The organism is Shewanella sp. 1CM18E, assembly GCF_023161665.1.
In the GTDB taxonomy this organism is placed as follows: domain Bacteria; phylum Pseudomonadota; class Gammaproteobacteria; order Enterobacterales; family Shewanellaceae; genus Shewanella.
This window is the reverse complement of record NZ_JALNTW010000006.1, coordinates 60,990-78,540: the sequence shown is the minus strand read 5'-3', so window position 1 is coordinate 78,540 and position 17,551 is coordinate 60,990. Positions and strand designations below refer to the sequence as shown.

The following is a 17,551-nucleotide window of genomic DNA, read 5'->3' as shown; positions in this document are numbered from 1 at the left end:
AAGTTTAAAGGCGTACGGCAATGTGATTGTCTTTCAAATAGCGCTTTAAATCTTGGATATCGATAATGCCTTTATGAAACACACTTGCAGCGAGGGCTGCGTCAACGTTAGCCTCGGCAAACACATCCCTAAAATGCTCCATATTACCAGCGCCGCCAGAGGCAATTAATGGCACATCACAAATAGCCCTAATCATCGAGAGTTGTTTAAGGTCATAGCCTTGTCTTACGCCATCTTGGTTCATTACATTTAAGACTATTTCGCCACAACCTTGCTTTTGCACCTCGCTAACCCAGTCTTGAGTAAACCATTGCGTATCTTTAGTTGCCGCTTCATCACCGGTAAACTGCTTTACTTTGTAGCTATCTGTTGCAGCGTCATAATAAGAGTCAATGCCTATTACAATGCACTGTCTACCAAACTCATCTTGTAAGCGTGCAATTAAGCTCGGGTCAGTTAATGCTGGCGAGTTAATAGAGATTTTATCTGCGCCAAAAGCGAGCTTCTCTCTTGCTTGCTCGATGCTTCTTATGCCGCCAGCAACGCAAAATGGAATATCAATACGTTCAGCTACACGGCTCACCCACGACTTATCGATCACTCTATCGTGCGCGCTTGCGGTAATATCATAAAAAACCAATTCATCGGCGCCTTCTTCAGCATAACGCTGGGCGAGGGGAACGATATCACCGACAATTTCGTGGTTACGAAATTGAACTCCTTTTACTACTTTGCCTTCTTTAACGTCAAGGCAAGGAACTATGCGTTTGGCCAACATGTAATTGCCTCCTCAACGTCAAATTGATTAATCAGCAAAGCTTTACCGATAATAATCCCGCTAGCGCCGCTTTGTTTAACGGCATTAACATCATCTAAGCTGGCTATGCCGCCAGAAGCTTGCCATAAAATATCCGGGTAGCATTCAGCTATCTCTTGATACAACTGGGTATTTGCGCCTTGAAGTGTGCCGTCACGGCTAATGTCGGTAACAAGTGCGTGTTTAAGTCCAACAGTGCTAAACTCTTCAACCAAGGACTCTAGCGTTTTACCGCCACCACTTTGCCAGCCAGATACCGCAACAATCTTCTCACCTTGGTCGTTGATATTGACATCAAGTGCCAGACATATCGCATCAGCGCCATATTTTTCAAACCAGCTTTTGACTAGCGTAGGTTCTTTGACTGCTAACGAGCCGATGACTACGCGGCTGACACCGATTTCTAATAACTCATTTAGCTGGGCCTCAGTGCGAATACCACCGCCAACTTGAATCGGTGTATCTAATCTATTAACAAGCTTTGCTATTAGTTCTGTTTGACGTTGAGTTGGATCTTTCGCGCCAGTTAAGTCAACAATATGCAGTAATTTGGCCCCTTGTGCTTGATAGGACTTTAGCTGCTCATATGGGCTTAAATTAAATGTGGTTTGCTGGGCATAGTCACCTTGATAAAGGCGAACCACTTGGCCGTCGATTAAATCGATTGCAGGAATAATCATAATAAATCCTCAGTTAAGGGAGTATTCGCTGCATTATTTGCAAACGTCTCTTTTGTCATATTTAGGAAGTTTTTTAGCATTCTTGCACCAGCTTGACTGCTTTTTTCTGGGTGGAACTGCAAGCCAATAAAATTGTCTTTGGCAATTGCGGCACTAAAAGTTTCACCGTGCTGCGCACTGGCTATTGTGTATTCGCTGATTGGCGCGCGATAACTGTGCACAAAATACACATAACTGCCAGCGCTAACCCCATCAAAAATAGGGTGATCGCTAGGGGTTATTTGATTCCACCCCATGTGTGGCAGAGGCAAACCTTTACTATCTAGTTGCTCAATCTCCGTGGCGATAATATCTAGACAAGGGCAATCTTGTGATTGTGCGCCGCGCTCTTTTGAAGAGCGAGTGAGCATTTGCATACCTAAACACACTCCAAGCACAGGTTGTTGTAGTGACTTTATTACATCAACTAAGCCTTTACTTTTTAGCGCATTCATAGCGGCAGCAGCAGTGCCTACACCCGGCAAGATCACACGTTCGGCATTTTTGATTAAGTCGATGTCATCACTAACAAACAGGGATTCACGTTCAAGTTCAGTCATTAAGCGCTCAACCGCGTAACGCACTGAGCTTAGGTTAGCGCAGCCTGTATCTATAATTACTGTGTTACCTACTATTGCTGTTTGGTTGGCCTTTGCCGCTAATTGGCTCATAACACACCTTTACTTGACGGTAATGCGTCACCTTCAATTTTTACTGCTTGTCTTAATGTACGACCAAGCACCTTAAATAGACTTTCTACTTTGTGGTGCGCATTATCACCTTGGGTGCTGATGTGTAAGGTACAGCGCAAACCGTCAGCAAACGAGCGGAAGAAGTGTGGCACCATTTCAGTGGCCATTTGCCCGACATATTCACGGTCAAATTCACCGCTATATTTGATAAATGGTCTGCCTGAAAGGTCCAGTAAGCAGCTTGCGCTGGCTTCGTCCATTGGGATCGCTTGCCTAAAAACATCATCTTGTGTGTCGCCAAAACGCGCAATACCGCGTTTATCGCCAAGGGCTTGGCGCAGTGCATCGCCGATAGCAAGCGCGGTATCTTCAACACTGTGGTGATCATCAATTTCTAAATCACCGTCAACTTTGACATCCATTCTAAAGTTACCGTGGGTAGATATTTGTTCAAGCATGTGGTCAAAAAAGCCGATGCCGGTATTGATCTCGCCTTTGGCATTGGAATCTAAATCGACGCTAACACAAATATCGGTCTCTTTTGTGGTGCGTACCACAGTTGCACTGCGGTTTTTACTCAGTAGCTTTGCGGCAATGGCGTTCCAGTTCAGTGTTTCCGGATTATATTGCAAGCCTAATATGCCCATTGAATCGGCAAGGCCTAGGTCGGTTTCACGGTCACCAATCACTGCTGACTGAGTAAAATCTATTTTGCCAGAAGTCAGGTAATCTTTGACTAGGCCAAGTTTAGGTTTGCGGCAGCTACAGTTTTCATCATCAAAGTGCGGGCAAATCAATACGTCATCAAACAGTACACCTTGGCTATTAAAGAGCTGCATCATCATGTTTTGTGGTGCATCAAAGTCGTTTTTTGGAAATGACGGTGTGCCCAAGCCATCTTGGTTACTGACCATGACTAAGCGATACCCCGCATTTTGTAGCTTAAGTAAAGCAGGGATTACATTGGGCTCAAACACCAATTTAGCTAAACTATCGACTTGCTTATCGGTGACAGGCTCTTCGATTAATGTGCCATCGCGGTCGATAAATAAAATTTTCTGTTTCATTGCAGGTATACCTTCCAGACTGTTGCTCAACTAGGTCAAGCTTTTGTTATTCTTTATAGTTGTATGTAGCTGTTACAATTTAGATTGAACAAAACAGCTTAATTAGATAATCGGTTTGCGCCTTATTCGTGAAGCTAAAACGAATTGCTTGGCTAAGACGCGGGTCGCTATACGATCTTGCTATCACGCCTGCATTTGTAAGCATTTGCTGTACGCTTTCAATATCGTCAAATTCAGCAAGTACGTAATTTCCAAAAGGGGTGACGACTTTAGCGCCAAATTGCTGCAGTGCATCAGCTAAACGTGCACCTTGGCTTTTCATTTCACTGACTTGTAGTTTCATCGTGGTAAGGCCGTTATCACTAAGTGCCTGAACGGCGACTTGGCTAACAGGCAAGGGCACAGGATAAGGAGCGATAACCCGCATGCAGATCTCGATAATGTTGGCATTAGCAAGCAAGAAACCGCAGCGTGCACCCGCCAAGGCAAAGGCTTTAGATAAGGTTCGCAGCACCACAAGGTTTGTCGAGTCTGCAACTAAATCTGCCACGCTGTACTCAGGGCTAAATTCAATATAAGCTTCATCAACAACCACTATGGCATTGGGGCAATTGTTAATCACTTCAATCAGCTTATCTTTTGGTATAACGCTGCCAGTTGGGTTATTCGGATTACAGATAAAAATCAATTTTGCGCCAGTAACCTGATCCAAATAATCAGTGGGCAATTGAAAGTCCTCAGTGAGCAATAATGGTTTTACGCCAACATTAAAGGTCTTGGCACTAATGGCATACATACCATAGGTTGGGCCAAAGGTGGCAATGCTGTCTTTACCCGGAATGCAAAACGCTCTGATCAGTAATTCAATAGCTTCATCTGCGCCGCGGCTACTAATGATGCAATCTTTTTCTACGCCACTGTATTGGCTATAAGCGTTAATTAACTCTGGCGGCTGACATTCTGGGTAGCGGTTTAAGTTTGCAAACTCGCTGTTATTAAACGGTGATTCATTAGCGTTAATCCAAATATCACCTTGACCACCAATACGGCGTGCAGATTGATAAATTTGCAGATCTAGCAGTTCAGGTCTTGCAAGGCGCTCAGCAAAATTAAGTGAACTCATATTACTTACATTTTTATTGGTCGCATTTGTACTGCTCATACCGCCTCCGGCTTCTTTACTTGCTGAACACCATCATTATCGGCATCACGACAATCATTGTAACTATCACCTCGTGCTTTTAAGCTCTCGAGCCTAATAGCGACGGCATTTTTGTGGGCATCAAGTTGCTCAGCTTCTGCTAGGGTCATGACACTTTGCCCTAAGGTCTGCAGTCCTTTTGCACTTAGCTCTTGGACGGTAAAGCGGCGACTAAAATCAGCAAGTGACAAGCTTGATACGGTCTTACTGTAGCCATAAGTGGGTAATACGTGGTTAGTGCCTGAGGCATAATCGCCAACAGATTCAGGTGTATAAGCGCCGAGAAAGACAGAGCCTGCCGCTCGGATATTGTTAAGTACCTGCCGTGGCTGCTCGGTTTGAATGATTAAGTGCTCTGGCCCATATAAGTTAGAAACCGTTGCTGCTTTACTCATATCATCGACAATAATGGTGCGGCTACACTGTAGTGCTTCAGTTGCAATCTCTGCCCGAGGTAGCTTTGCCAATTGCATCGTTAGCGCTTGGTTTACTTTGTCAGCTAATCGCTCACTATCGGTCACTAGCATCACTTGCGAGTCAGCACCGTGCTCAGCTTGTGATAGCAGATCGGCTGCAACGAATTCAGGGTTTGCTTTACCGTCTGCGATAACCAGCACTTCTGATGGACCTGCTGGCATATCGATACTGACTTTGCAGCGGTTATCTTGGCTAATTGCTCGCTTAGCTTCAGTGACAAAACGATTACCAGGGCCGAATATTTTGTCTACTTGAGGGATTGTCTCTGTACCAAATGCTAATGCGGCAATAGCTTGGGCGCCGCCCACTTGAAATATTTCATCTATACCGCATTCTTTAGCCGCGTAAATAATCGCGTCGTTAATGGGGGGCGGGCTCACTAGAACGCGTTTAGCACAGCCTGCTATTTTGGCTGGCATTGCTAACATCAGTACGGTAGAAATTAATGGCGCTGTGCCGCCTGGGATATAAAGCCCAACTCGCTCAATTGGCTCGCTTCTTAGCTCGCAGCGGATCCCCGCTTGAGTCTCAACATCAATATTTTGCTGTACTTGCGCAAGGTGGAACTTTTCGATATTGGCTTTTGCCTGGGCGATAGCTTGTTTTAACTCGTTTGGGACTTTGGCGCTGGCTTGTGCTATTTGCTGCTTAGATAGCGCTAAGTTATCTAAGGCAACATCATCAAACTTGAGGTTAAAGTTGAGCAATGCCGCATCGCGCTCGCTAACAACCGTATCAATGATTTTTGCAACGCTTTGTTCAAGCGTGTTATCGCCTATGAGCGGCGAACGCTCAAGGGCGGTAACTTGTTCTTGTGGGGTGAGTGATTGCCAATTGAGGATCTGCATGATTTACCCCATCATTTTTTCAATTGGCATAACCAAGATAGAGCTAGCGCCGAGTTGGGTGAGTTGCTCCATAGTGTCCCAGAACAGATCTTCAGTGCTGACAGCGTGGATGGCAACGCGGTTAGTGTCATCATTGAGTGGTAAAACTGTTGGGTTTTCAGCACCTGGTAGCAAGGCAACTATTTGATCTAAGGTTTCAGTTGGCGCGTGTAGCAAAATGTATTTACTTTCTTTGGCACGAACTACACCGTTAATGCGGGATAAGATTTTGTTGATTAAGGCTTGTTTATCATCTGGCTGTGATTGTGTTGATTGGATGATGCAAGCCATTGAGCGGTATATCACTTCGGTCTCATATAAACCATTCGCCTCAAGTGTTGCGCCTGTTGATACTAAATCACAAATACCGTCAGATAAACCTGCACGAGGGGCAACTTCTACTGAACCTTTTAGCATGCAATCACGGTAGTTAATGCCTTTTTCTTGCATGTAGCGACGTAGCAGGTTGGGGTAAGAGGTTGCAATACGTAGGCCCTCTAAAGAGCTAGCATCTTGATAGCTAAACTCATTGGGTACCGCTAGCGATAGCCGACAAGCGCCGAAATCAAGTTCACGTAATTTCACGCAATCAGCTGGCTTACCTAAGCTTTGGCGCTCAATCTGCTCCTCTTCTAATACGTTTTCGCCAATGATGCCTAAATCGACGACGCCGTCCATCACTAGGCCAGGAATATCATCATCGCGAACACGTAATAAATCGATTGGCATATTGTCTGAGTGGGCGATAAGGCGCTGTTCATTAACGTTAAATTTAACGCCACAGCTTTTTAAAAGCTTCTGTGACTCTTTTGAAAGGCGGCCTGATTTTTGAATCGCTATACGTAATCTTGTTGACTGTGACATGGAATGTTCCTACTAGTTAATTTAAAAATTCTTATAAAACAATTTGTTAAGATAAAACCAAAAAACCCTTAGAATTCCTTCCAAGGGTTTTTGATATTTTTAAATCAACCGCCGGAAGGAAATAGTCCTCCGGCAGTAAGCTTCCGAAGGCTACCGCATATGGTGGTGATGATGGATAGAGTTCAGAAGCTGTGTCATATTCGTGTCTCTTTATCAGTTTAAATGCTGCTTAATATTTCGATGCGCAGCTAAATGCTATATGAGTATTCAAAGGCTGAACATTCAAGGCTACTGTTTTAAAGCAGCTCATTTGCTAACCTGTTATTTAAACTAATCAGTTTTAAAAATGATTGCAAGCGCTTATTTGAGCAGATGAGTAAACTTCATCTAAATGTCATTTAGGCCAATAACTGAACTAAATATTAGTGAAATTCAGCGCCATTGAATACCATGAAAGCTGCTTCTTGTCGTTTGTAGTCAGTATTTGTTTTATATCGTGAACAATTAATCTTGATTTCAACATTGCCATGCCTGCAGTTTTTATCGGCGTAAAATAGGCTCTGCAAAACAAAAGCTCATGTTGTGATTTGAATTAAGTTAAACTGACGTCCATTAATCGCTATCTTTTACCACAGTAGGTTCTTGCACTCTTGAGCAGCAAATTACTCCAACAAGTCGCATCTGCATTTTCAACCGATGGCGCATTAGCTCGATCGATCAAAGGATTTAGTTGCCGTGATGTGCAAGTCATAATGGCGAAGGCTGTCACAGAGTCGATAGAAAGCCGCAACAATCTGGTTGTTGAGGCGGGTACCGGTGTAGGTAAAACATTTGCCTACCTTATTCCTTCGCTGTTAAGCGCCAAGCAAGTGATAGTGAGCACAGGCAGTAAGAATCTACAAGAGCAGTTGTTTTACAAAGATTTACCCGCACTACTGGATATGTTTGGCTTAACGCCAAAGGTGGCCTTGCTCAAAGGGCGTAATAATTATCTGTGTCAGCACTTGATGGAAAAGGAGCTGTCAGGCGCAAGCTCGATGGAAACTCAAGTACTGGATGATTTACTCAGGATTAACCAATGGGCAGGGCAAACCACAGATGGTGATATTGGCGGTTTAACCGCGGTATCTGAAAACTCGCCTGCTATTCCGCTGGTTGTCAGCGCTAAAGAAACTTGTGTTGGTCAGCGCTGTGATTATTATGACGAGTGCTTTACCCGTAAAGCTCGCAATAGAGCCAAAGATGCGCGCGTTATCGTGGTCAATCATCACCTTTTTCTGGCCGATAGAATTTTAAAAGAAACAGGCTTTGCAGAGTTATTGCCTGATTCAGATGTGGTGGTTTTTGACGAGGCGCACCTTTTACCAGATATTGCGGTTACGTATTTTGGTCAGCAGTGCGCAACTCGGCAGCTTGCTGATGTATTTAATAAACTTATTGATATTTATCGATTTGAGCTCAGAGATGCTAAGCAAATAGAGTTGCTCAGTGCTCGCTGTGCAGCGCAGCTTAACGAATGGCAGCAAGCGCTATATCAGCTTGGTGATACGGATTGGCGTCGATTGCAATCAAACAAAGCTTTGTCTGTGCTTTCTTGGGGTTTAGTTAAAGAGATCAAGGCGCTGCAAAGTGTATTGTTAGGCCATGTTGGTCGCAGTGATGATCTTGATGATGAGATTGAGAAACTCGAAATATTAGCCAATAAGTTAGAGTCATTTTTCTTATGTGAGAACAATCAGGCTGCTTACAGTATTGACTACGGTCATCGATATCTCGTGTTACGTATCGCACCAATTGATGTTGCTAAAGAGTGCCGCAAATTATTTGATTCTAATGTTGCTTGGATTTTTACTTCAGCAACATTACAAATCAACCGAGATTTAAGTTTGTTTACTCGGCAACTTGGTTTAAGCCAATCTAAAGAGATGTTGCTTGAAAGTCCCTTCGATTATCAAAATAACGCCCTTTTTTGCGTGCCACGCCATCTAGCCAGCGTTAATAATCACCATGCTGCATTAAGCCAATTTGTCGATGTGTGCGTAAAAGCAGTTAATGCAGCCAAAGGCCGCACGTTTATTTTGTTTACCAGTCATCGAATGTTAAATGCGGTTGCGCCAATACTGCAGCGGCGGGTTCATTATCCATTGTTAGTGCAAGGGCAGGCGGGTAAGCAGAGTTTATTAAAAAAGTATCGGCAACTGGGCAATGCGGTACTACTAGGCACCGGCGCATTTTGGGAAGGCGTTGATGTGCGCGGCAAACTGTTAAGCTGCGTGATTATTGATAAACTGCCGTTTATCTCTCCTGATGACAATTTATTTAGGGCACGCAGCGAAGCGATTGAACGAGAAGGTAAAGATGCCTTTAGTGAAATCTCATTGCCACAAGCCGTGATTACCCTTAATCAAGGTGTGGGACGTTTGATCCGCGATGAAAAAGATAAAGGTGTGCTGATATTGTGTGATAACCGCATCGTCAATAAGCCTTATGGCCAAGCTTTTTTAAATTCTCTACCACCTATGGCAAGAACACGAGATTTAGATAAAGCCACAGCGTTTTTGGAGCAAATTAACTAACCTTCAATCTTAGATATGGATTTCGATTAATAAGTTTGGCTATTAACACTTAAAGCTAGAGCAAGAGTTGGGGTATAATCGCGGCATTCATTTGCCTTAATGCGGTGTTTATTATAACCATAAGCCCGCAGAAACAAAGGCCGTAGCATATTAAACAGGCGATATTGCAACAGCATTACACGTGCCAAATGAGTCGCGAGCAACTGCCTAGTTAACAGTTCGGTAATTATTGGGGGCTAAAGTCAGCTTAAAATCTCAAGTATTATCGGCGCCTGAAGATTTAATACGCGTAATTATAAAGTTTGGTAACTAATTAAATGACAGATACAACCAAAGAAGCGGTTTCACTAAGTATTCTTGCACTCGATACCTGTACAGAGTCTTGTTCAGCAGCGGTAAGTCATAAGGGTGTAATCTACAGCGAGCAAGCTGATGCGCCGCGTGAGCATAGCCAACGTTTATTACCAATGGTGAAGTCGGTGTTGGCTCAAGCAGAGTTAGCGCTTAAAGATGTTGATGTAGTCGCTTACGGTAGAGGACCTGGAAGTTTTACTGGGATCCGTATTTGTACCAGCATTACTCAAGGTTTAGCTCTCGGGCAAGAGCTGCCTGTTATTGGTATTTCAACGCTAGCAGCCATGGCGCAATCAGCGATTGAAGATGGTGCTAAGCAAGTGCTTGCTGCAATTGACGCTCGCATGGGCGAAGTTTACTGGGGCCAATATATCGAGGTTAATGGTATTGCGACCTTAGTGAACGATGAAGTTGTTAGTGCTCCAGAAGCAATAGTATTAAGCTTAGATGTAGAGCAGCCAATTACCGCTTGTGGCACAGGCTTTGATGCTTTCCCGCAACTGCTAGCGCTGACAGATACGTTAACTATCAATGATAAAGCTAAGTTTCCTGAAGCCAAATATATGCTAGCCTTGGCACAAGATGGTGTTAACAAGGGGCTAAGCACAAGTGTTGATGACTTAACGCCTGTGTATCTTCGAGATACCGTGACTTGGCAAAAGTTGCCGGGCAGAGAGTAATGACTAAAATAGAGGAGCAACTCTAGTTAAGTCAGTTAAATAAGCTCACTAATGAACGATGACTTAACGCTTATAGTCATATAAAACGATAAGTCATCTGCTGGTAAAGCATAGCCTTAAGCTATGCTTAGCGACATTAAGGACAATTGAATGCAGGTTAATTCGAGTCATTTAACAGCGGCTCACTCCACGACTAAAGTAGATGTTAATAAGGCTGTCAGCCATATTGGTACTAATGCTGCCGATAGCGTTGAGACGTCACTGCCGATTGCTGCTCAGTCGTTAACCATTAATGCATATCAAGAAGATGCCGCAGCCTTGCAATCTAGACTTGGCGCTCATGTGGAATATGAAAATCAAACTGCGGGGCAAAGAGGCGCAGTTGCTGAGTATCTCATTCATCAGCATGCTGCTAAACGCGAGGAGATCCAGCAGATGGTAGGCATAGATACCTATGCTTAACTCTGACAGCGTTACTCATTCACAACCCACATCTGGCGCTCCCAGCCGTACTCGCTTTCTTATTGAACTTTTCCTCGCTTTTATCGTTACACGAATTCCTTTTGTCAGTGTGCCATTTAAATGGTTAGAGAGTTATTTTCACGAGCTTTCACATGCTTTAGCTACCGTGTTTTCAGGCGGTGTGGTCAGTCATATTCAGTTATTTCCCAACGGTGCTGGACTATGCTTTAGTCAAGGCGGTTGGCCGATGGTTATTGGCTTTGCTGGATACTTTGGTGCAGCGCTTTGGGGATATTTCATTTTTATGTTCGCCACTTGGCCTAAAGGTATTCGCTTAAGTTTTGCTTTGCTGGGCAGCGTAGTCGTATTAACAATATTACTTTGGGCACGTGACTTTTTAACCATCGCAATTTTAGCTTGTTTAGCGATATTATTTTTACTGCCATTAAAGCTTAAGCAAAACCGCTTTTTAGCCAGTAGTTTAAGAGTCATGGCACTGATGATCATACTGAATGCATTAGCCAGCCCCATGGTGTTACTAGGCTTAGAAGGGCAGGGAGATGCCAATATGCTGGCTGGTGAAAGCTGGCTGCCTGCATGGTTCTGGGTTTTTGTATGGTTAGCAACCAGTGCTGCAATGCTATTTTTATGTTGGCGCAGGGTGGATAGTGCCGCATTAAAGCAAAAATAGTCCCTTGTTATTTTTAAATACATTTTAACGAGCTGTAATATTATATAAAAATGTAAATCTCTGTTTATATGGGTTGGATTTTTGTTAATCGACTGCTAGGTTGATGCCTGTCATATAAGGGAGAAAGACAATGAAAAAGACATTTATTGCAGCAAGTATTGCACTTGCTAGCACCTGCAGTTTATCACTTTTAAGCACCACAGTTAGCGCTCATGGTGATGAGACACATAGTAATTCAGCATTACAAACCGCAGTGGATAGTGATTTTAGACAAGCGAAAAACAGCGCTCGAGATGAATATCGTCATCCACAGCAAACATTAAGCTTTTTTGACATTAAACCTACCGATACGGTGATTGAGTTATGGCCTGGTGGCGGTTGGTACGCTGAGATCTTAGCGCCGTATTTAGCTGCAGAAGGCCACTATGTTGCAGGTAATTTCGACACCAATCCAAGTGATGAAAAGCTAAAAAATGGCTACCGCGCTAAATCAGGTAAAAAGTTTGAAGCTTGGCTAATAGATAATCAAGCAAAGCTCGGAGCGGCGAGCACTGTCACATTCGATCCTCCAACTTATTATGCTATGGGTAAAGATGATAGCGTCGATGCAGTACTTACTTTTAGAAACCTGCATAACTGGGCGATGAAAGGGTATTTAGAGCCAGTGTTTGACTCAGCCTACAAAGTGTTAAAGTCAGGCGGTACTTTTGGTATTGTTGAGCACAGAGCCAACCCTGGAATGGACGCTAAAACCGGTTATATGGAACAGGCCGAAGTGATTAAACTTGCTGAAAAAGCGGGCTTTACTTTTGTTGCGAGCTCAGAAGTTAATGCCAATGCAAAAGATACTAAAGATTATCCGAAAGGGGTGTGGACATTACCACCACGTTTAGCGCTTGATGAGCAAGATAAACAAAAGTATCTCGATATTGGTGAAAGCGATAGAATGACGCTTAAATTTATCAAAAAGTAATTGTATAGATGCACTTAGTCTGCGAACCCGATAACGAAATAACCCTTAAGTTACCCCATATTACCTTAGCGGGACGATTATGGGGTTCGCCGGACAAACCACTGTTATTGGCATTACATGGTTGGCTAGATAATGCCAATAGCTTTGAGCCACTGAGTCACTATCTCGCCGATTACCAAGTTTTAGCTATTGATTGGCCGGGTCATGGCGGCTCTCAGCATAGACCTGGTAGTTACCCGCTGCATTGGGTTGATTACCTTTACGACTTAGATGCGCTTATTGAAGTGTTAACTCATGTTGTTAAGCGCAAACCATTCGCTCTTGTTGGTCACTCATTAGGCGGCATTATTGCTTCAGCTTATGCAGCAGCGTTTGCCGACAAAGTTGACAAATTGGTGCTTATTGAAGCGCTTTCTCCTCTTTATGAGAGCGAGTCTAAATCTAAAACACGCCTGCAAAATAGCTTTGCTGGACATAGACGATTTTTAGCAACACAAGCTAAACCTGCCAGTATTTATCGTGATATGGCTATTGCAGCCAATGCACGGCACAAATTAACCGCACTAGACCTGCAATGGTGCGAATTATTGACTCAGCGCAATATGCAAAACCTTGATTCTGGGGTATGCTGGCGCAGTGATCCTCGCTTAAAATTAGATTCCCCTTTAAGACTGACTTTTTCTCAAGTCGATGCCTTAATGCAAGCCCATACAGTCAATACTCTATTAATTTCTGGTAGCGGAGGTTTTCCTCAGTTGCGAGAGGCGATCCCGATGGCGCATCGCTGGTTTGAGCGGTTACAAACTGTAGAGCTTGATGGTGATCATCATCTGCATATGGGGAATGCGGCACAAGTTTCTGAGGCGATTAGAGACTTCTTAACCGCCTAGAAAAAAGAGGCTAGGTTTTTTGTGTCATTTATGTGATGATAATCAAAATTTAAACGCTTGTATGATTTATTGGCGTTGACTAAAAAAATATAAAGACCAGACAGTGTTTTAGCTTGCTTACTTGGCAAGCTGCTAACAAGCTTTGCGGGTGTTTTACCGCAGGTGGAGAGATTAGGAGATTTTTGTGGACCAACTTTGGATTAATAATCTACCAGATGACGTGCCTTCTGAGATTGATATAGAGCAATATGCATCACTTGTTGATTTGTTCGAAACCTCAGTCGCTAAAAACGCGGATCAACCAGCCTTTGTAAACATGGGCGCTGTTTTGACCTACCGCAAGCTAGAAGAGCGCAGTAGAGCCTTTGCGGCATACCTCCAAAATGAATTGAAGCTAAATAAAGGCGACCGCGTCGCTATTATGATGCCGAACCTATTACAATATCCTATCGCATTGTTTGGTATTTTGCGCGCAGGTATGGTGGTCGTTAACGTAAACCCGCTATACACGCCACGTGAACTCAAACATCAGCTTAACGATTCCGGCGCAAAAGCCATTGTTGTAGTGTCTAACTTTGCTCATACGCTTGAAAAAGTGGTTGCCGACACGCCTGTTGAAAGTGTCATTTTAACTGGTTTAGGCGACTTACTGAGCGCACCAAAGCGCACAGTCGTTAACTTTGTTGTTAAATACATTAAGAAAATGGTGCCTAAGTACCATTTGCCACAAGCTATCTCAATGCGTAAGGCTTTATCTAAAGGCCGACGCATGCAGTATGTTAAACCAACGGTTAAGAAAGATGATTTAGCCTTCCTGCAATACACTGGTGGTACTACCGGCGTATCAAAAGGCGCGATGCTCAGTCATAGCAATGTGGTCAGTAACCTACTTCAAGCCGACGCAGCATACGGCCCAATGTTAGAGCAAGGCAAAGAGTTCGTGGTAACGGCATTGCCGCTTTATCATATCTTTGCATTAACGGTTAACTGCTTGCTGTTTATTCATAAAGGTGCGAATAACCTATTGATCACTAACCCACGTGATCTACCAGCATTTGTTAGCGAGCTAGAAAAACACCCATTTACAGTATTAACAGGTGTAAATACGTTATTTAACGCATTAGTGAATAACGAAGATTTCGCAAAGCTTAATTTTAGCGAGTTAAAGCTTTCAATCGGTGGCGGTATGGCGGTTCAACGTGCAGTTGCTGATAAGTGGCAAGGTTTAACCAAAACTCGTCTACTTGAAGGTTACGGTCTAACGGAAGCCGCGCCACTTGTGACTTGTTGTCCATACAACCTTGATGGTTACAATGGCTCAATTGGTTTCCCTGTAGCCAACACTGATATTCAAGTACGTGACGATGAAGGTAATGTGCTTGCACAAGGCGAAACAGGTGAGCTATTTGCTAAAGGTCCACAGGTTATGGTGGGTTATTGGCAGCGTCCAGAAGAAACGAGCAATGTTATTGATAAAGATGGCTATTTGGCTACAGGTGATATCGGTTACATGGACGAGCAAGGTTACTTCTTTATTGTTGACCGTAAAAAAGACATGATCCTTGTTTCTGGCTTTAACGTGTTCCCGAATGAAGTGGAAGAAGTCGTTGCTCTGCATCCTAAAGTTATCGAAGTGGCCGCTGTTGGCGTACCGCATGAGGTTTCTGGCGAGCTAGTTAAGGTATTTGTGGTTGCAAACGACAAATCTTTAACCAAAGAGGACGTAATTAAGCATTGTCGCGTGCATTTGACGGGCTATAAAATTCCTAAGCTGGTAGAATTTAGAGATGAACTGCCTAAAACCAACGTAGGTAAGATCTTACGTCGGGAATTGAGAGATGAGGCTAAGCAAGATTAACCTCATGAATCATAATGTGGTGAATGCCACTTTTGATTAGACTAAAGCCGGCGACAGCCGGCTTTTGCATATTTATGGAGTAGACAACTTTGTTAGCGTTTCAATATATTGAAGATGATGCCAGTTTAGCGGCCCTTGTAGAGCAATACCAAGAAGCTGATTTATTGGTGCTAGACACAGAATTTGTTCGTACTCGCACCTATTATGCAAGATTAGGTCTTATTCAAGCTTATGACGGTAAAACACTGGCGTTAATCGATCCATTGGCTGTGAGTAATCTTGATCTATTTTGGCAACTGCTTAAAAAAGAAAGCAGTGTCAAATTACTGCACTCATGCAGTGAAGACTTAGAAGTGTTTGCACATTATGGTCAGTGCCAACCAACAAACCTATTTGATAGCCAAATAGCTGCTAGCCTCGCAGGTATGGGCCATGGTTTAGGCTACGCCAAACTTGTTGAGCAGACATTAGAAGTCAGCCTTGATAAAGGTGAGTCGCGTACAGATTGGATCAAGCGCCCGTTAACTGAGGCTCAGCTAAACTATGCGGCTAATGACGTTTATTATCTTTATAAGCTATATCCGCAACTAGTGCAGAAACTAGAAGAGCAGGGCAGACTCGATTGGATTTATGAAGAGGGCGTGCGTATGACGCAGGGTCGTCTTGAGCAACCGGATCCTGAGACAGCTTACCTAAAAGTTAAAAATGCCTTCCAGTTAACCAGTAATCAACTCGCTGTATTACGCGATCTTGCAAGCTGGCGTTTAAAGCGTGCACTACAAAAAGATTTAGCGTTGGGCTTTGTTGTTAAAGATCATGCGCTAATTGGTCTTGCTAAAAAGCAGCCTAAAAATAGTAATGATCTCTATAAGCTGACAGAACTAACAGAGCAAGAAAAGCGTATTCATGGCAAAGAAATCTGCCGGATAATTGCCAATGTGAGTTTTGATAACCCGCCTAAACCGTTAGATGTAATAGCCCTTAAGACTGGCTATAAAATTGCGTTTAAAAGCATTAAAAACTGTATTACAGAGCAAGCAGAAGCTAACAATATTCCAATTGAGCTACTAGGTTCGAAGAAGTTTATACACGAATATTTAGAGTGGATCTGGGCCGGTAAACAAGGCGATAAGCCACTGATTTTAACTGGGTGGCGTGAAGCTATTGTTGCTGATCCCCTGAGCAAGTTAAAGCTATAATAAATATTAAAAAGCCCGCGATAGCGGGCTTTTTATTTACTTAAACGGACGTTAGTTTAAACAGGTTTTTAGTTTTGCTCTGGAAGCGTGACATTTAACTCAAGTACTGACAAGTTTTCGTCATTTTGATCAAGCTGGACAGAAACTTGATCTGGTCCTACTTGAACATACTTGCGGATCACTTCGATGATCTCTTGCTTCATTTGTGGGAAATAGTCCGGCGCGTCACGCTCTCCACGCTGGTGGGCGACAATGATTTGCAGTCGCTCTTTAGCAGTGACAGCCGTACTGGGCTTTTTATTTGTTTTAAAGTAATCAAGTAAAGACATATTTAGCTACCAAAAATTCGTTTTAAGAAACCTTTCTTCTCTTCCGTAAGAAATCGGAAAGGCAGTTCTTGGCCTAATAACCTTTCTACAGCATCACTGTAGGCCATACCTGCATCGCTTTCTTGGTCGATAATCACAGGTACACCAGAGTTAGAGGCTTTTAATACGGCTTGTGATTCTGGGATCACGCCGATTAATGGAATCGCTAAGATCTCTTCTACATCTTGCACACTTAGCATTTCACCGGTTGTTACACGAGCAGGAGAATAGCGAGTTAGCAGTAAAAACTCTTTTACTGGCTCTAACCCTTCTTCTGCACGCTTAGACTTACTTTGTAACATACCCAAGATCCGGTCTGAATCACGCACAGAGCTCACTTCTGGGTTTGTGGTTACAATTGCAACATCAGCAAAGTAAAGCGCCATCATTGCGCCAGTTTCGATACCTGCAGGTGAGTCACAAATGATGTATTCAAACTCTTTAGCAAGATCTTCTAATACTTTGCCCACACCTTCTTTTGTTAAAGCGTCTTTGTCGCGCGTTTGCGAAGCTGGCAATACGAAAAGGTTTGCTGTGCGTTTGTCTTTAATTAGTGCCTGATTAAGATTGGCTTCTTCGTTGATTACGTTAACAAAGTCATACACCACTCGGCGCTCACAGCCCATGATTAAGTCTAAGTTACGTAGACCAATATCAAAGTCGATAACCACGGTTTTATGGCCTTTCATCGCAAGACCTGTGGCAATTGCAGCACTAGAAGTGGTTTTACCCACGCCGCCTTTACCCGATGTGACAACAATAATTTGCGCCATTTA

17 protein-coding genes and 1 other annotated feature are annotated in these 17,551 nt (G+C 43.4%); of the genes, 8 read left to right on the top strand and 9 right to left on the bottom strand.

Annotated features, from left to right (window positions below; genetic code table 11):
* Positions 1-4: 4 nt before the first annotated feature.
* The 7 genes from hisF to hisG form a co-directional block, all read right to left on the bottom strand.
* Positions 5-778: an imidazole glycerol phosphate synthase subunit HisF gene (gene hisF / locus MSG37_RS10240; RefSeq protein WP_248470578.1), complete on the bottom strand. Its 774-nt coding sequence runs from the start codon at positions 776-778 to the stop codon at positions 5-7.
* The gene (gene hisA, locus MSG37_RS10235; protein WP_248470577.1) at positions 760-1,497 is read right to left on the bottom strand and encodes a 1-(5-phosphoribosyl)-5-[(5-phosphoribosylamino)methylideneamino]imidazole-4-carboxamide isomerase; all 738 of its coding nucleotides are present in this window, start codon (positions 1,495-1,497) and stop codon (positions 760-762) included. The genes hisF and hisA overlap by 19 nt, the downstream gene beginning before the upstream one ends.
* Complete coding sequence (gene hisH, locus MSG37_RS10230) at positions 1,494-2,207, bottom strand: imidazole glycerol phosphate synthase subunit HisH (protein ID WP_248470576.1); 714 nt, start codon at positions 2,205-2,207, stop codon at positions 1,494-1,496. Before hisH ends, hisA begins: the two co-directional genes overlap by 4 nt.
* Positions 2,204-3,295 (bottom strand): bifunctional histidinol-phosphatase/imidazoleglycerol-phosphate dehydratase HisB, encoded by a 1,092-nt coding sequence (hisB, locus tag MSG37_RS10225; RefSeq protein WP_248470575.1) that lies wholly within the window; start codon positions 3,293-3,295, stop codon positions 2,204-2,206. Before hisB ends, hisH begins: the two co-directional genes overlap by 4 nt.
* Positions 3,296-3,374: 79 nt before the next feature.
* Positions 3,375-4,457 (bottom strand): histidinol-phosphate transaminase, encoded by a 1,083-nt coding sequence (gene hisC, locus MSG37_RS10220; RefSeq protein ID WP_248470574.1) that lies wholly within the window; start codon positions 4,455-4,457, stop codon positions 3,375-3,377.
* Positions 4,454-5,821, bottom strand: coding sequence for a histidinol dehydrogenase (hisD, locus tag MSG37_RS10215; RefSeq protein ID WP_248470573.1), 1,368 nt, complete (start codon positions 5,819-5,821; stop codon positions 4,454-4,456). The genes hisC and hisD overlap by 4 nt, the downstream gene beginning before the upstream one ends.
* A 3-nt stretch (positions 5,822-5,824) precedes the next feature.
* Positions 5,825-6,724, bottom strand: coding sequence for an ATP phosphoribosyltransferase (gene hisG, locus MSG37_RS10210; protein WP_248470572.1), 900 nt, complete (start codon positions 6,722-6,724; stop codon positions 5,825-5,827).
* Positions 6,725-6,779: 55 nt separating this feature from the next.
* Positions 6,780-6,899 (bottom strand) — a sequence feature (His leader region).
* 475 nt (positions 6,900-7,374) lie between these two features.
* Here hisG and MSG37_RS10205 point away from each other — a divergent pair.
* The 8 genes from MSG37_RS10205 to rnd all read left to right on the top strand — a co-directional run bounded on the left by MSG37_RS10205 (position 7,375) and on the right by rnd (position 16,407).
* Positions 7,375-9,300, top strand: coding sequence for an ATP-dependent DNA helicase (locus MSG37_RS10205; protein WP_248470571.1), 1,926 nt, complete (start codon positions 7,375-7,377; stop codon positions 9,298-9,300).
* A gap of 317 nt (positions 9,301-9,617) precedes the next feature.
* Positions 9,618-10,334, top strand: a complete 717-nt coding sequence (tsaB, locus tag MSG37_RS10200) for a tRNA (adenosine(37)-N6)-threonylcarbamoyltransferase complex dimerization subunit type 1 TsaB (protein ID WP_248470570.1) — start codon at positions 9,618-9,620, stop codon at positions 10,332-10,334.
* 150 nt (positions 10,335-10,484) lie between these two features.
* Positions 10,485-10,796: a hypothetical protein gene (locus MSG37_RS10195; RefSeq protein WP_248470569.1), complete on the top strand. Its 312-nt coding sequence runs from the start codon at positions 10,485-10,487 to the stop codon at positions 10,794-10,796.
* A complete protein-coding gene (locus MSG37_RS10190) occupies positions 10,789-11,487 on the top strand; it encodes a M50 family metallopeptidase (RefSeq protein ID WP_248470568.1) in 699 nt (232 codons plus the stop codon). Before MSG37_RS10195 ends, MSG37_RS10190 begins: the two co-directional genes overlap by 8 nt.
* 130 nt (positions 11,488-11,617) lie before the next feature.
* Entirely contained in the window at positions 11,618-12,460 is an 843-nt protein-coding gene (locus MSG37_RS10185; RefSeq protein WP_248470566.1) for a methyltransferase, read from the top strand.
* Positions 12,461-12,468: 8 nt separating this feature from the next.
* The gene (locus MSG37_RS10180) at positions 12,469-13,350 is read left to right on the top strand and encodes an alpha/beta hydrolase (RefSeq protein WP_248470565.1); all 882 of its coding nucleotides are present in this window, start codon (positions 12,469-12,471) and stop codon (positions 13,348-13,350) included.
* 184 nt (positions 13,351-13,534) lie between these two features.
* The gene (gene fadD, locus MSG37_RS10175) at positions 13,535-15,208 is read left to right on the top strand and encodes a long-chain-fatty-acid--CoA ligase FadD (protein ID WP_248470564.1); all 1,674 of its coding nucleotides are present in this window, start codon (positions 13,535-13,537) and stop codon (positions 15,206-15,208) included.
* A gap of 89 nt (positions 15,209-15,297) precedes the next feature.
* Positions 15,298-16,407, top strand: coding sequence for a ribonuclease D (rnd, locus tag MSG37_RS10170; RefSeq protein ID WP_248470563.1), 1,110 nt, complete (start codon positions 15,298-15,300; stop codon positions 16,405-16,407).
* A 68-nt stretch (positions 16,408-16,475) separates the two neighbouring features.
* Here rnd and minE read toward each other — a convergent pair whose 3' ends face one another.
* Positions 16,476-16,736: a cell division topological specificity factor MinE gene (gene minE / locus MSG37_RS10165; protein ID WP_248470561.1), complete on the bottom strand. Its 261-nt coding sequence runs from the start codon at positions 16,734-16,736 to the stop codon at positions 16,476-16,478.
* Between the two features lie 2 nt (positions 16,737-16,738).
* Positions 16,739-17,548: a septum site-determining protein MinD gene (gene minD / locus MSG37_RS10160; RefSeq protein ID WP_248470560.1), complete on the bottom strand. Its 810-nt coding sequence runs from the start codon at positions 17,546-17,548 to the stop codon at positions 16,739-16,741.
* Positions 17,549-17,551: the final 3 nt, after the last annotated feature.

Excerpts from the sequence above, each read along its gene's own strand:
- hisG (WP_248470572.1), bottom strand. The coding sequence starts at position 6,724 with ATGTCACAGTCAACAAGATTACGTATAGCGATTCAAAAATCAGGCCGC.
- hisH (WP_248470576.1), bottom strand. The coding sequence starts at position 2,207 with ATGAGCCAATTAGCGGCAAAGGCCAACCAAACAGCAATAGTAGGTAAC.
- hisF (WP_248470578.1), bottom strand. The coding sequence starts at position 778 with ATGTTGGCCAAACGCATAGTTCCTTGCCTTGACGTTAAAGAAGGCAAA.
- hisB (WP_248470575.1), bottom strand. The coding sequence starts at position 3,295 with ATGAAACAGAAAATTTTATTTATCGACCGCGATGGCACATTAATCGAA.
- hisC (WP_248470574.1), bottom strand. The coding sequence starts at position 4,457 with ATGAGCAGTACAAATGCGACCAATAAAAATGTAAGTAATATGAGTTCA.
- MSG37_RS10195 (WP_248470569.1), top strand. The coding sequence starts at position 10,485 with ATGCAGGTTAATTCGAGTCATTTAACAGCGGCTCACTCCACGACTAAA.
- hisA (WP_248470577.1), bottom strand. The coding sequence starts at position 1,497 with ATGATTATTCCTGCAATCGATTTAATCGACGGCCAAGTGGTTCGCCTT.
- minE (WP_248470561.1), bottom strand. The coding sequence starts at position 16,736 with ATGTCTTTACTTGATTACTTTAAAACAAATAAAAAGCCCAGTACGGCT.
- MSG37_RS10185 (WP_248470566.1), top strand. The coding sequence starts at position 11,618 with ATGAAAAAGACATTTATTGCAGCAAGTATTGCACTTGCTAGCACCTGC.
- minD (WP_248470560.1), bottom strand. The coding sequence starts at position 17,548 with ATGGCGCAAATTATTGTTGTCACATCGGGTAAAGGCGGCGTGGGTAAA.
- MSG37_RS10180 (WP_248470565.1), top strand. The coding sequence starts at position 12,469 with ATGCACTTAGTCTGCGAACCCGATAACGAAATAACCCTTAAGTTACCC.
- hisD (WP_248470573.1), bottom strand. The coding sequence starts at position 5,821 with ATGCAGATCCTCAATTGGCAATCACTCACCCCACAAGAACAAGTTACC.
- tsaB (WP_248470570.1), top strand. The coding sequence starts at position 9,618 with ATGACAGATACAACCAAAGAAGCGGTTTCACTAAGTATTCTTGCACTC.
- MSG37_RS10190 (WP_248470568.1), top strand. The coding sequence starts at position 10,789 with ATGCTTAACTCTGACAGCGTTACTCATTCACAACCCACATCTGGCGCT.